This is a genomic window from Pontibacter liquoris, assembly GCF_022758235.1.
Taxonomy (GTDB): domain Bacteria; phylum Bacteroidota; class Bacteroidia; order Cytophagales; family Hymenobacteraceae; genus Pontibacter; species Pontibacter liquoris.
The window spans coordinates 398,672-410,923 of sequence record NZ_JALEBG010000001.1 but is presented as its reverse complement, the minus strand read 5'-3'; the positions used below and the strand labels follow the sequence as shown (position 1 = coordinate 410,923).

General features: G+C 52.6%; 12 protein-coding genes. 7 read left to right on the top strand and 5 right to left on the bottom strand.

Annotated elements, in window-relative coordinates; all coding sequences use genetic code 11:
• Positions 1 to 3 precede the first annotated feature (3 nt).
• Positions 4 to 1,092, bottom strand: coding sequence for a bifunctional 3-deoxy-7-phosphoheptulonate synthase/chorismate mutase type II (locus tag LWL52_RS01720; protein ID WP_242916400.1), 1,089 nt, complete (start codon positions 1,090 to 1,092; stop codon positions 4 to 6).
• 166 nt (positions 1,093 to 1,258) lie between these two features.
• On the opposite strand from LWL52_RS01720, the gene LWL52_RS01715 reads away from it, so the two are divergent.
• Entirely contained in the window at positions 1,259 to 2,449 is a 1,191-nt protein-coding gene (locus LWL52_RS01715; RefSeq protein WP_242916399.1) for a proline dehydrogenase family protein, read from the top strand.
• Between the two features lie 276 nt (positions 2,450 to 2,725).
• Here the strand turns inward: LWL52_RS01715 and LWL52_RS01710 are convergent, their stop codons facing one another.
• Entirely contained in the window at positions 2,726 to 2,935 is a 210-nt protein-coding gene (locus LWL52_RS01710) for a hypothetical protein (RefSeq protein ID WP_242916398.1), read from the bottom strand.
• A gap of 143 nt (positions 2,936 to 3,078) precedes the next feature.
• On the opposite strand from LWL52_RS01710, the gene LWL52_RS01705 reads away from it, so the two are divergent.
• The 5 genes from LWL52_RS01705 (at position 3,079) to LWL52_RS01685 (ending at position 7,138) form a co-directional block, all read left to right on the top strand.
• Positions 3,079 to 3,651, top strand: coding sequence for an RNA polymerase sigma factor (locus tag LWL52_RS01705; protein WP_242916397.1), 573 nt, complete (start codon positions 3,079 to 3,081; stop codon positions 3,649 to 3,651).
• A 47-nt stretch (positions 3,652 to 3,698) separates the two neighbouring features.
• Complete coding sequence (locus tag LWL52_RS01700; RefSeq protein ID WP_242916396.1) at positions 3,699 to 4,796, top strand: S1C family serine protease; 1,098 nt, start codon at positions 3,699 to 3,701, stop codon at positions 4,794 to 4,796.
• A 220-nt stretch (positions 4,797 to 5,016) separates the two neighbouring features.
• On the top strand, positions 5,017 to 5,637 hold the full coding sequence (locus LWL52_RS01695) for a fasciclin domain-containing protein (protein ID WP_242916395.1): 621 nt from the start codon (positions 5,017 to 5,019) through the stop codon (positions 5,635 to 5,637).
• A gap of 171 nt (positions 5,638 to 5,808) precedes the next feature.
• A complete protein-coding gene (locus LWL52_RS01690; RefSeq protein ID WP_242920625.1) occupies positions 5,809 to 6,342 on the top strand; it encodes a hypothetical protein in 534 nt (177 codons plus the stop codon).
• A 202-nt stretch (positions 6,343 to 6,544) separates the two neighbouring features.
• Positions 6,545 to 7,138: a DUF4142 domain-containing protein gene (locus tag LWL52_RS01685; protein WP_242916394.1), complete on the top strand. Its 594-nt coding sequence runs from the start codon at positions 6,545 to 6,547 to the stop codon at positions 7,136 to 7,138.
• A 27-nt stretch (positions 7,139 to 7,165) separates the two neighbouring features.
• Here the strand turns inward: LWL52_RS01685 and LWL52_RS01680 are convergent, their stop codons facing one another.
• Complete coding sequence (locus tag LWL52_RS01680; protein ID WP_242916393.1) at positions 7,166 to 7,720, bottom strand: arylesterase; 555 nt, start codon at positions 7,718 to 7,720, stop codon at positions 7,166 to 7,168.
• A gap of 491 nt (positions 7,721 to 8,211) precedes the next feature.
• On the opposite strand from LWL52_RS01680, the gene LWL52_RS01675 reads away from it, so the two are divergent.
• A complete protein-coding gene (locus LWL52_RS01675; RefSeq protein WP_242916392.1) occupies positions 8,212 to 10,323 on the top strand; it encodes a carboxy terminal-processing peptidase in 2,112 nt (703 codons plus the stop codon).
• A gap of 84 nt (positions 10,324 to 10,407) precedes the next feature.
• Here the strand turns inward: LWL52_RS01675 and LWL52_RS01670 are convergent, their stop codons facing one another.
• On the bottom strand, positions 10,408 to 10,806 hold the full coding sequence (locus LWL52_RS01670) for a hypothetical protein (RefSeq protein ID WP_242916391.1): 399 nt from the start codon (positions 10,804 to 10,806) through the stop codon (positions 10,408 to 10,410).
• A gap of 140 nt (positions 10,807 to 10,946) precedes the next feature.
• On the bottom strand, positions 10,947 to 12,104 hold the full coding sequence (locus LWL52_RS01665) for a trans-sulfuration enzyme family protein (protein WP_242916390.1): 1,158 nt from the start codon (positions 12,102 to 12,104) through the stop codon (positions 10,947 to 10,949).
• Positions 12,105 to 12,252 lie beyond the last annotated feature (148 nt).

Below are 12,252 nucleotides of genomic sequence, written 5' to 3'. Positions count from 1 at the left end.
CAACTATTCTTTGTTCATCACCTGCGTTTGCTTGCGAATTGACTCCACATGGATAAGCTTATAAAGCTCTTCAATGAAGGCGGCATTTACGCCTGCTTCGGTGGCCCACTCGGCGCGGGTCTTAAAGATCTCTTTCCAGCGTTCCAGTTGCAGCACCTGCACGTTGTTCTGCTTTTTATACTCGCCGATCTGCTCGACCAGGGCCATGCGCCTGGCCAGCGCCGCGATAATATGATGGTCGGCCGCATCGATCTGAAGGCGCAGTTTTTCGGCACGGTTCACCAGCTCGGCATCGTCGTAGTTGACCTTGCGCACCTGCAGTTTGGCAAGTATAGTTTCCAAAGCAGCAGGCGTTACCTGTTGGGCAGCATCGCTCAGGGCCAGGTCCGGGGTCGGATGCGTTTCGATCATCAGCCCGTCAAAGCCCAGGTCCAGCGCCTTTTGCGAGATAGGAAAGATCAGCTCGCGCTTGCCTCCGATGTGACTGGGGTCCACGATCATGGTCAGCCCCTGGAACTCTGCTTTCAGTTCGATCGGGATCTGCCACAGGGGCATGTTACGATATTTTGTTTTCTGGTATGAGGAAAAGCCGCGGTGAATGGCCGCCACATCCGTTATGCCGGCATTGTATACCCGTTCCAGCGCACCGATCCAGAGCGCCAGGTCGGGGTTCACGGGGTTTTTCACCATTACCGGCACCCGCGCGCCCTGCAGCGCATCGGCAATTTCCTGCACCGCAAACGGGTTTACCGTGGTGCGGGCCCCAATCCACAGTACATCGATCTCCTGCCTGAGGGCTTCTTCTACGTGGCGGGCCGTGGCTACTTCGGTGGTTACCCGCAGGCCCAGCTCCCGTTTTACCCGGCCCAGCCACGCAAGCCCTTTTGAGCCAACGCCTTCAAAGCTGCCGGGGCGCGTGCGCGGCTTCCAGATGCCTGCCCGGAACAACTGCACGTTCAGGGGCAGCAGGGCCTCGGCGGTCTGCATCACCTGCGCTTCGGTTTCAGCGCTACAGGGGCCGGCAAACACCAGCGGGCGGCCGTGCTCCTGCAGCATACTTTCAAAAAATCCTTGTTTAGAATCAAACTCCATCGCTCAATAAAAATCACTGCAAAGGTAACGCAAATAGAACAGGAAAGTATGGCTGCCGGTTTAGAAACAACAGGACCTGCCGGCTACAGAGAAGCGCTAATGATACGTCCGCATGGTTGTGAACTGGGCCTGATATGCTATCTTTGCAGCGCAAATTCTCATCCTCATGAATCCCATACCCAACGTTTCCTTCGATAACACTGCCGTTGCGTTTGCCTCCAAATCCAACGCCGATCTCTATAAAATGTACCTGCTGTTTAAATCCATGAACAGCAACACGTTTGTGAAGCTTGGAGGCGGTTTGCTCAATGCCGCCCTTAACCTGCACTTGCCGGTTAAATTTTTGGTGAAGCCGACCATTTTCAGGCACTTCTGCGGCGGCGAAAACCTGCAGGAAGCCGAACGGGCCATAAATGAACTGGGCACCTACCATATCGGTACCATCCTGGACTACTCGGTAGAGGGCGAAGGAAATGAAAAAAGCTTTGACAGCACCCGCGACGAGATCCTTCGGACCGTAGAAAAAGCGCGCAGCAACCCGCATATTCCTTTTTCAGTGTTTAAAGTAACCGGCCTGGTGGATACCCTGCTGCTGGAGAAAGTGCAGGCGCGCCAGGAATTAACGGCCGACGAGCGCGGCGCCTTTGAGCGGGGCCGCGACCGGGTGAATGCCATTTGCAAGCGTTGCTACGAAGCCGATGTGCGGGTGTTTGTGGATGCCGAGGAAAGCTGGTTTCAGGAAACGATCGACAATCTGACCTATGAAATGATGGCGCTTTACAACAAAGAGAAAGCCATTGTTTACAACACCTACCAGCTCTACCGCCACGACCGCCTGGATGCCATTAAGCGGGATTATGCAAATGCTATGGCCGGCGGGTACAAACTGGGTGCCAAACCCGTGCGCGGAGCCTACATGGAAAAAGAGCGCAAACGTGCCCAGGATATGGGGTATCCGAGCCCGATCAACCTGACCAAAGCCGATTCAGACGCACTCTACAATGACACCTTGCGCTTCTGCATCGAACATATTGATACGATAGCACTTTGCGCCGGCACGCATAACGAGGACAGCTGCTACCTGCTCATGCAGCTAATGGCAGAACACGGCATTGCGCCAAACGACGAACGCGTATACTTTGCCCAACTCTACGGCATGAGCGATAACCTGTCTTATAACCTGGCCAAAGCCGGTTACAATGTGGCCAAGTATGTGCCGTACGGTCCGGTAGAAGCCGTGATGCCTTACCTGCTGCGCCGCGCAAACGAGAACACGGCCATTGCCGGCCAGAGCAGCCGCGAATTCAACCTGATCAGCAAAGAAGTGCAGCGCCGCAAACAGCAGAAACAAAACTAATAGCCTTTAAAGAGAAAGAAAGCGCCTGGCCATACTTGCGGCGGGGCACTTACTACCTGCTGCTGCAAGCCGGTAGCAGTATCTGTAAGGAACCAGACTCGTTTGGGCAGGCTATACTATTGTCGCTTTAAGAGGCGCCAGTGGCACAAATCCGGCCTGGCAGGGCACCATCAGATAGTACAGGTAGCATAAAAAACACGATGGCCCCGTGCTTGCGCGCGGGGCCATCGTGTGTGCTTTAGAACTATAAGTATAAACTCTTAGTTCCGGCTAAAACTACTCAACTACTGTAGTAGAGTCAGTAGTAGTTGTTGTAGTTGTTGTAGTTGCAGCTGTGTCAACAGCAACTTCGTCAGCAGGAGCTGTAGTTTCTTCTACAGTTGTTTCAGTTGCTTCAGTTTCAGTAGTTTCAGCTTCTTTGTTTTCGCAAGCAGTGAAAGCAGTAAGAGCAAGAGCAACAACGGCGAATTTGAATAAATTTTTCATTTTTGTGTAGTGATTAAGTGTTTTGGTTTCGATTTTCAGTTCATACCCAATACCGCTTCAGGTAACCCGCGTTTTTAAAAAAAATTAAAAATAATTTTTATCGGGTTACAAAATGCCCCTACTTGTATTAAAATCAGAACGGAATGAAGAAGAGTTTGTATGAGACGGATGAGGCGATAGTGGAGGGAATCCGAAACGACGACGACAGAGCCCTGGCTCAGCTGTACAAACTGCACTTCCCGATGATCTTTCATTTTATCTTAAACAACAGCGGAACCGAAGACGAGGCCAAAGACATTTACCAGGAAGGCGTCATCGTGTTTTACGAAAAGATAAAAGATAATAGTCTGGAGCTGAGCTGCCAGATTAAGACCTACCTGTACTCTGTGTGCAGAAGGCTCTGGCTGAAACGGCTGGCTGAAAAAGGCCGCTTCGCCAGCAAACTGGAAGACTCGGAGCCTTTTCTCAGCGTGGAAGACGACCTCCCCCGCCACGAGGAACAGGAACGGCAGTTTGGCATCATGACCGAAGCTTTGGAACAGGTCGGAGAACCGTGCCGCTCGCTGCTGGAAGATTTTTACATCCGGACCCGCAACATGCAGGATATTACCGATAAGTTCGGCTACGTGAACACCGACACAGCCAAGAACCAGAAGTATAAATGCCTGCAGCGCCTGAAGAAATTATTTTTTGCCACCTATAAGCCCGAGGCATAACAGGGCTCCATTACTTTCGGCCGGCAGCGGCCCAAAAGCAGACAAAGATGTTAGAATACCGCGCATACGAGCAAATAGAACGCTACCTGAATGGCAGCATGGCCCCCGAAGAGCATGCCTCTTTTGAAGCCCTGCTACGTACGGATGCGCGCCTGAACGAGCAGGTGCGCCAACACCGGCAGTTGTTGCAGGCCATGCAACAGTATGGTCAGCGGCAGGCGCTTAAAAGCAAGCTCAGCCGCATACACCAGGCAATGGAAACAGCACCCGCCACACCGGAGGTATCAGAAGCCGGCAAATGGCGCGTGTTCTTTAACCGCCATGCCCAGACCATGGCGGTGGCTGCCAGCGTATCGTTGCTTTCTGTGTTTGGTACGCTCTGGAGCGTGCAGCAGCTTAAAAAGCCGGTGCAGCAGCAAACCGTCCGGTATGTCGAGCTTCGGCGCGAGGTAGAACTCCTGAAAAAGACACAGACGGCCATCATGAACGGCATCAACGACGCGACCAAGCCGGCGGCACAGCGCCCGGCCACGTTTAGCGGTACTGGTTTTGCCATCAGCTCCGATGGTTACCTGGTTACCAACTCGCACGTAGTGGAAGGCGGCGACTCGATCTACATCGAAAATAAATCCGGCCTCAAGTATAAAGTAAGCGAAGTATACCGCGACCAGATCCATGACCTGTCGATCCTGAAGGTGGAAGACCCGGGCTTTACCGGCTTTGGCAAGCTACCCTATACTTTCAAAACAACGGAATCGGACTTGGGCGAACATGTGTTCACGCTCGGCTACCCGCGCGAGGATATTGTATTTGGCGAAGGCTCGCTTAGTTCTACCTCTGGCTTTGAAGGAGATACCACTGCCTACCAGATTTCCGTGCCGCTTAACCCTGGCAATAGCGGCGGTCCGCTCCTCGACGACAAAGGCAACCTGATCGGTGTGATCAGCGGCAAGCAGGCCGGCCAGGAAGGCGCTGCCTTTGCCATCAAGTCCGCTTACCTGCTGCAGATGATCGAGGAACTACCCAAAACAGCTTTGCTGGCCCCCCTCTCATTACCGAAAAGCAATACCCTGGCAGGCAATACCAGGCCACAGCAGCTCAAGAAACTGGGCAACTATATTTTTGTGGTTAAGGTGTATAATTAAGCCCGCCGACATCAATTTCAAACTACGGCTTTACCAGCATATAAACAGAAGCCCTCTTGCAGAAGAGGGCTTTTTTGTTGCCCTGAAAAACAGTGTCTGATGCAGCACATAACTCCCCTTTTCGGCTCTGCCAAAGCCGCTGCGCACGTGGCTGAAACGTATGAAGCATCTTTGCGGGCTCGGATACGGTATAACTCTTATCGACAAAAGCCTATACACGATGAAAAATAAACTAAACCTGATGCTGGCAGCCGTAGCAGCGGCCTGCATGCTTTTTGGGTGCGCCAGCTCAAACGAAAAACTCGATACCGTTGTCAGTACGGGACCTGCAACAGACCGGGCCGAAGCGCCCGGCGATACGGGCGGCCTCTCTCCTGCCCCAGCAGATTCTGAGAGGGTATCGGCCGATAACCCCGTGGGGCGCGGGCAAAATATTTTTGCGCTGCTGCAGAGTAATCCAAAACTTTCCACGCTCGTCAGCCTGATCCATGCCGCCGACATGATCACAGTACTGGAAAGCCCCGGCGACTATACCTTGTTTGCCCCTACCAACGAGGCCTTTGCCGCCCTGCCTTCCGGCACCCTCAAGAGCCTGATGCTACCCGGCAACAAACCCGAGCTTACCCGCATTCTGCAATCCCATGTGCTGCCCGGCAGAGTGATGTCGTATGAGTTGAAAGACAATATACCCATGAAAACAGCCCAGGGTGATAGCGTAGCGATAGAGGTAAACGACAGAGGCATTGTGGTTGGTGGCGCCCAGGTGCTTACGCCGGATGTGAAAGCCTCTAACGGGGTGATCCACGTTATTGACCGCGTACTGTTGCCCCCGCAGGAGTAACGCAGCAGCTATAGCGTTTCTGTAGCCGTAAACAGTAGCAGCAGGGCTTAGAACGGTCCCTACGTAACCATACTTTACCGGGCGCCGTTAGAACTACTGAAACACGAAAGGGCAGTTTATACCTGCATGCTCGTGTGAAGCAAGAACTTAACTATAACGAAAAAAGCTATGATGGACAGAACCGATAATGCGGGAATGATGACCGCAATGTTTAAAGACAGAGAAAGTGCTGAGCGTGCCTTTGAAGAACTGCGTGCACGCGGATATGACAAAGATGATATCAACGTTGTAATGTCGGACGAAGGCCGTAAAAGACACTTCGGAACAGATGACAAATACGATACCACAGAACTTGGCAATAAGTCGCTGGAAGGCGCCGGAGCAGGTTCAGCCATAGGCGGTACCCTGGGTGCCATCGTAGGCGCTATTGCTGCTATCGGTACTTCTGTTGCTATACCAGGTCTGGGTCTGATCGTAGCCGGCCCACTGGCAGCGGGCCTGGCCGGTGCAGGAGCAGGTGGTTTAACAGGTGGTCTGATCGGAGCCCTGGTTGGCGCCGGCATACCTGAAGAACGTGCCAAAGTATACGAATCAGGCATTAAGGAAGGCAACATTGTGTTGGGCTTTAAACCACACAGCGCCGAAGATGCCCGATACTTCGAGACCCATTTCCAGAAAAACAGAGGCGAGCATATTTATTACTAAGCGCTTGCTTCCTACCTTATAAAAGCCCTGCCTCTTTTGTAAGAGGCAGGGCTTTTTGCTTTCCCGGAAATCCCGTTCCTGTATCGCCACCCGTAAGAAGTATGGCGGCAATGCCTGCACAGTTTACTCCGGGCAACAACCATCTGCCCGGCTTCCGTATGTTTAGAAAGGCCAACATCTTGCAAACTAACCATATAATCCTATGAAAAAACAGCTATTAAGCACCTGCCTTTTGTTTGGCGCACTCGCGCTATACGCCTGCAACAAATCTGCGGAAGAAAAACAGGCGGTCAACGGCACTGATACCGTAACCGCAGACACCACTGCTGCAGCCGACACCACGCTGACCGAAAACCAGCGGGAGCTGATCGGATTTGCTGCACAAAACAACATGTTGCAGATCGAACTGGGTAAAATAGCGCTTCAGAAAGGGGCCACAAACCAGGTAAAGCAGTATGGGCAGCAACTCATCGACTGGTATACCCAGAAACAGAAGGAGCTGCAGGATATCGCGCAACAGTTTAGCGTGGCATTGCCGCAGCAGATGGGCGATGAACAACAGGATTATGTAGCCGAGGTTCAGAAAACGGCCGCCGGTAAGTTTGACCAGAAATACTGGGACAGCGTGGTGGATGCCCAAAAAGAAGCCATCAGCAAGTATGAGGACGCCCTGCGCGATGTTACCCCCACCAACGGCAATGCCCTGACCTTGTGGGCGCAGAAAACCCACCAGGAACTGCGCGCGCAAATGGAACAGGCGGCAGCCATGCGCATGCAACAGAAAGGAGACCAGTAGCACTGGCAGGGTTGGCGCTTCCTGTTGCTAGCGCACCAGGTACTCCTTCAGCTTCGCCCAGGTATGCTCTGCCAACAGCTTCTGCCCTTCTGCATTCGGGTGCACGCCGTCCGGCAGGTTCAGGTGGCGCATGCCTGCTACCCCTTCCAGCAGAAAAGGAATAAACGCAATGTTGTTGCTGAGCGCCAGCTCCCGGAAAAGCTTGCGGAACTCGGCCGCATACCGCCCGGGCACGATATCAGGTATCTCCATACCCGAAAGGATGATCTTTACTTCGGGGTGGCGCAGCTTGATGGCATCGATGATCTGCTGCAGGTTCTGGCTGGTCTCGCGGGCGGGTATTCCCCGCAGCCCGTCATTGGCACCCAGGGCCAGCACAAAAATGTCAATGGGTTGGTTTAGCCAGCGCTCGATGCGGTGTATGCCTCCCGCGCTGGTGTCGCCGCTCAGGCCGCCGTTTAGCACCTGGTAGTTATACCCGGCTTCTTTCAAACGTTGTTGTATCAGCGAGGGGTAGGCTTGGGCAGCAGGCAGGCCATAGCCGGCTGTTAAGCTATCGCCAAAAATAAGGATCGTTTTCATAGGACTGTCTTTTGCAGGGTGCGCTTACCCACTTACCATTCCTGCTGTAAAAGAGTTGCCAGAAATCTTTCGCCTCCTGCGCAGGCTAATTGCTGCTTTGCGTTAACGCACGCTGTTCTGCAGCTGATCGGTTCCAGGGCTTCAACGTATAAAGAGCCTGAATCTGTAATGGCCCGGTAAGGCCGCCACTTTTATTTTGCACCTATCTGCTGGTGTGCTATGGGAGTATTTTCAACAAGCCGCGCTGCGGTAAACACTGATAAACACGCATTTGCGCCGGCTTCCGGAAACGCAATCCGGTTTTAAACAGTTATCATAAGAAGATTGTTATCTAAGTGGCAACACCGTTACAGGCCGGCGCTACGGGCCGGGCATTGTGATTTGGTGACTTTTATCTTACATTAACAAATTCTTACACTTACCTGCTGCCATTATATAATCTGCGGCACCACTTTTGCGTATTAAATCTTTAGTTCAACTTACTTATTTAGATGCTATCCTTGACAACCCGATTTAAAATTATATTATCTGTCCTGGCTGTTATTCTGGTAACGGGCTCCTTTATACTTTATAAAAGAGATGCCGGCACGCCCGATGGGAAAAACGAGATTCTGATCAAGGCGTTGATGCAGGGCCTGAACACCGGGCATTACAAACCGGAAAAGATCGATGATGCTTTCTCCAAGAAAGTGTTTAACCTGTACCTGGACCGCTTGGATTACAACAAAAAATTCTTGCTGGCCTCTGATGTGCAGAAACTGCGCAAGTATGAAACCGCCATCGACGATCAACTGAAGGAAGGCTCGTATGAGTTCTTCAACCTGTCGGCCGACCTGATGGAGCAGCGCACCAAAGACACCCAGGCTTACTACCGCGAGATCCTGTCCAAGCCTTTCGACTTTACCAAAGACGAGAGCGTGGAACTGGACGGCAAGAAGCTGGCCTTTGCCAAAGATGTACCGGCCCTGAAAGAAGAGTGGCGCAAGCAACTCAAATACCAGACGCTGACCCGCCTGGCCGACATCAAAGAAGAACAGGACAAGGCCCTTGCCAAAGGCGATAAAGTTGCGAAAAAAACGCCGGAGCAGATGGAGAAAGAGGCACGCGAGAAAGTGCTCAAATCATACGACGATCTGTATACCCGCCTTTTTGAGGTAAACCGCGACGACCGCCGTTCTACTTTTATCAACGCTATCACGAACGTATACGATCCCCACACCGGCTATTTCCCGCCCAAGGACAAAGACAACTTTGACATTGCCTTTACCGGCCGCCTGGAAGGGATAGGTGCCTCGCTGCAGGAAAAAGATGGCCAGATCAAAGTAATGGAAATTGTACCCGGCAGCCCTTCGTATTTGCAGGGCGACCTGAAGCCGGGTGATGCGATCCAAAAAGTGGCCCAGGGCAACAAAGAGCCTGTGGTAGTGGAAGGCATGCGCATTGATGATGCCATTCAGCTGATCCGTGGTAAAAAAGGCACGCAGGTGCGCCTGACAGTAAAAAAACCGGACGGTTCTACGAAAGTGATCCCGATCGTGCGCGATGTGATCGTGTTTGAAGAGACCTATGCCCAATCAGCCATGATCGATGACAAAGCCAAGATCGGTTACATCAAATTGCCAGGCTTTTATGCTGATTTTGATAACAACGGGGCGCCCAGCAGCGCAGAAGATGTAAAGAAGGAAATTGCCAAACTGAAAGCGGCCGGTATGAAAGGCCTGGTGCTGGACCTGCGTAACAACGGGGGCGGCTCCCTGGCTGATGCCGTGGAGATGGGCGGCCTATTTATCGACAGAGGCCCTATTGTGCAGGTAAAAACCGCTACCGGCAAAGCCGTGGTGCTCGACGACCGCGACCCGCAGGTACAGTATGGCGGCCCGTTGGTGGTATTGGTAAACTCTAACAGCGCCTCTGCTTCCGAAATTCTGGCAGCGGCCCTGCAGGACTATAACCGCGCCGTGATCATGGGTACGCCCACGTATGGCAAAGGCACCGTGCAGCAGTTCTTTGAGCTGGATGATGCCCTGCCTTCGCAGTTTGACCCTTACAAGCCGTTTGGTGCACTGAAACTGACCACCCAAAAGTTCTACCGCATCAACGGCGGCACAACCCAGCTGCGTGGCGTAACGCCGGATGTGGTATTACCGGATCTGTACAGCTCCCTGGAGCTTGGCGAGAAAGAGCAGGATTACCCGCTGCCGTTCGATGAGATCGCGCCGGCCAATTACAAGCCATGGCCCGCCGCCAAGCTGGATATCGCTAAAATTAAAGCTGACAGCCGTAACCGCATTACACAGAACAATAGCTTTTCGCTGATCAAGCAAAGCGCCGAGCGCCTTAAAAAGCAATCAGACAACACGGTTCGCTCGCTGCAATTAGATAAATACCTAGCAGAAGAGCAGCAGTCGGAAGCGGAATCCAAGCGTTATGAGGAAGCCCAGAAACAAGTGCCAACTTTACAGGTAATGCGCTTGCCGCAAGACCTGCAGGCCATCGGAACAGATACTGCAAAAGTGGCCCGTAACAAAGAATTCCTCAAGAGCATCCAAAAGGATATCTACCTGGAAGAAGCTGTTGCTGTAATAGAGCAGGATATGATCTAAGCACAGGTATAAGCATTTAAAAAGGCCGGCTGTTAAAAACAGCCGGCCTTTTTGTTTTCCTCCTACCCCACTTACGGCAGGCATTTAAGCAACCGCCCCAGGCTGCTTACGCTTTTGAATAAACCCGGCTACATACACGCCGGCCGCTGCTAACCCGGTCAGGGTCATAAGCCCGAAGGTAGCTGCCCGGCGCGTGCGCACCGGCTTTGTGAATTTCAGCTGCGCTGCCGGTGCCACCGATTTGGCCAGTAAAACACCCGTGGTAACCGTAAGCAATGAGGTAAGCCCTACCGCCAGATGAGCGATGGTGCGGTTACCGGCTCTTATACCCGGATTTAGCAGCAGCAGGGCGCCGCCTGCTACCGGCGGAATCAGGGCTGTTTTGGGCCGTTTTTCATTTAAAAAGTAACTTGCCAGGCCACCGCCTATTAAAGTAGCGGCATTGGCACTGTTGGCAATAGCTGGTTCATTTATTATACTCATAGCGTTTGTTCAGTTGATACGAGTTCTTTTTACCGGCCAAACCCGGATCAGGTTATACTTGTAAATCAGCTGGGCAGGCCCTGCAAGGCTCAAACAAGTATAAACGAACCCGACATGACTCTCCCCTGAATACAGCAATTTTATACTTTCTCAAGCGCCTGCGCCAGGTCGTTGATCAGGTAGTCGGGCTCCTCAAGGCCTACATAAAAGCGGATAAGGTTAAAGGGCAGGTTTGGTTTTGGCCCTGTAGCCGTGTAAGTCGCCGACACCGGGTAGATGAGCGACTCGTGCCCGCCCCAGCTGGCCGCCATCAGGAAATGCTGCAGGCTATCGCAGAACAGGTCGGTCTTTTCGATGCTGTCGGTTTTAAGAAGGATGGAAAACTGGCCGGAGTTGCTGCGCATCTGCCGCTTCGCCAGTTCAAACTGCGGGTGCGAAGGCAGGAACGGAAACAGCACGCGCTCCACTTTCGGGTGCTGGGCCAGGTAGCTTACCACCTGCTGCGTAGTAGCCGCTATACGGGCCATGCGCAGCGGCAGGGTACGCAGTCCCCGGATCAGGAGCCAGGCATCGTGCGGCGACAGGATAGCGCCCAGCGTCATGTATTCGTCTTCAAAAATTTTGTTGATCTTTTCGCGCGAGCCGCAGATCATACCGCCCATCACATCAGAGTGCCCCCCGATATACTTGGTGCAAGAATGCACCACCAGGTCTACCCCCATTTCGAGCGGATGCTGGTGCAAGGGGCTGGCATAGCTGTTATCGATGATGGTGGAGCAGCCATGTTCCCGTGCAATAGCCGTTACGGCGGGTATATCCTGCAGATCGAAGGTAAAGGAAGTAGGGCTTTCCAAGTATAACAAGGTGGTATTGGGCCGGAGGGCACGGCGGTAATTCTCGGCATCGGTACCATTCACGAGCGTGGTTTCTACGCCATAACGTGGAAGAAATTTGTTCATCAGCGTATGGGTCCAGCTATAGGGGTGCTGCGTGCATACCACATGGTCGCCGGCCTTCACCTGCGAAAGGATGGCCGCCGCCACTGCTGCAATACCGCTGCCAAACGCGATAGCATGCTCGGCGCCTTCCAGGGCCGCCACTTTTTTCTCCAGTATGGTAATGGTAGGATTATTACCCCGGGTATACTGGTATGCCTCTTCTTCGTGCTGCACCTTATAGCGCATTTCGGCTACCGTTTTGCTGGCGAAATTGCTGGTCTGGAAGATCGGGGGTGCGACCGCCTCAAAATAGGCTTCCCGGTCCTCGCCCAGTTCGTTGATGATGTATGATATGTCCATTGGATGCTCTGTATGGATAAGTTTACTCTGAAACAGGGCTTCTAGTTATATCTCTGCCCCAATTTTACCCCACTCTATTTTACTAATTTAATTAGCTAAAGCCTTTAAAAAGCCTGCTGCAGCAATGGTGGAAAAAATATTTTTAGAT

Bases quoted from the DNA above. Each gene is read 5' to 3' on its own strand.
- LWL52_RS01720 (WP_242916400.1), bottom strand. From the start codon at position 1,092: ATGGAGTTTGATTCTAAACAAGGATTTTTTGAAAGTATGCTGCAGGAG.
- LWL52_RS01715 (WP_242916399.1), top strand. From the start codon at position 1,259: ATGAATCCCATACCCAACGTTTCCTTCGATAACACTGCCGTTGCGTTT.
- LWL52_RS01710 (WP_242916398.1), bottom strand. From the start codon at position 2,935: ATGAAAAATTTATTCAAATTCGCCGTTGTTGCTCTTGCTCTTACTGCT.
- LWL52_RS01705 (WP_242916397.1), top strand. From the start codon at position 3,079: ATGAAGAAGAGTTTGTATGAGACGGATGAGGCGATAGTGGAGGGAATC.
- LWL52_RS01700 (WP_242916396.1), top strand. From the start codon at position 3,699: ATGTTAGAATACCGCGCATACGAGCAAATAGAACGCTACCTGAATGGC.
- LWL52_RS01695 (WP_242916395.1), top strand. From the start codon at position 5,017: ATGAAAAATAAACTAAACCTGATGCTGGCAGCCGTAGCAGCGGCCTGC.
- LWL52_RS01690 (WP_242920625.1), top strand. From the start codon at position 5,809: ATGGACAGAACCGATAATGCGGGAATGATGACCGCAATGTTTAAAGAC.
- LWL52_RS01685 (WP_242916394.1), top strand. From the start codon at position 6,545: ATGAAAAAACAGCTATTAAGCACCTGCCTTTTGTTTGGCGCACTCGCG.
- LWL52_RS01680 (WP_242916393.1), bottom strand. From the start codon at position 7,720: ATGAAAACGATCCTTATTTTTGGCGATAGCTTAACAGCCGGCTATGGC.
- LWL52_RS01675 (WP_242916392.1), top strand. From the start codon at position 8,212: ATGCTATCCTTGACAACCCGATTTAAAATTATATTATCTGTCCTGGCT.
- LWL52_RS01670 (WP_242916391.1), bottom strand. From the start codon at position 10,806: ATGAGTATAATAAATGAACCAGCTATTGCCAACAGTGCCAATGCCGCT.
- LWL52_RS01665 (WP_242916390.1), bottom strand. From the start codon at position 12,104: ATGGACATATCATACATCATCAACGAACTGGGCGAGGACCGGGAAGCC.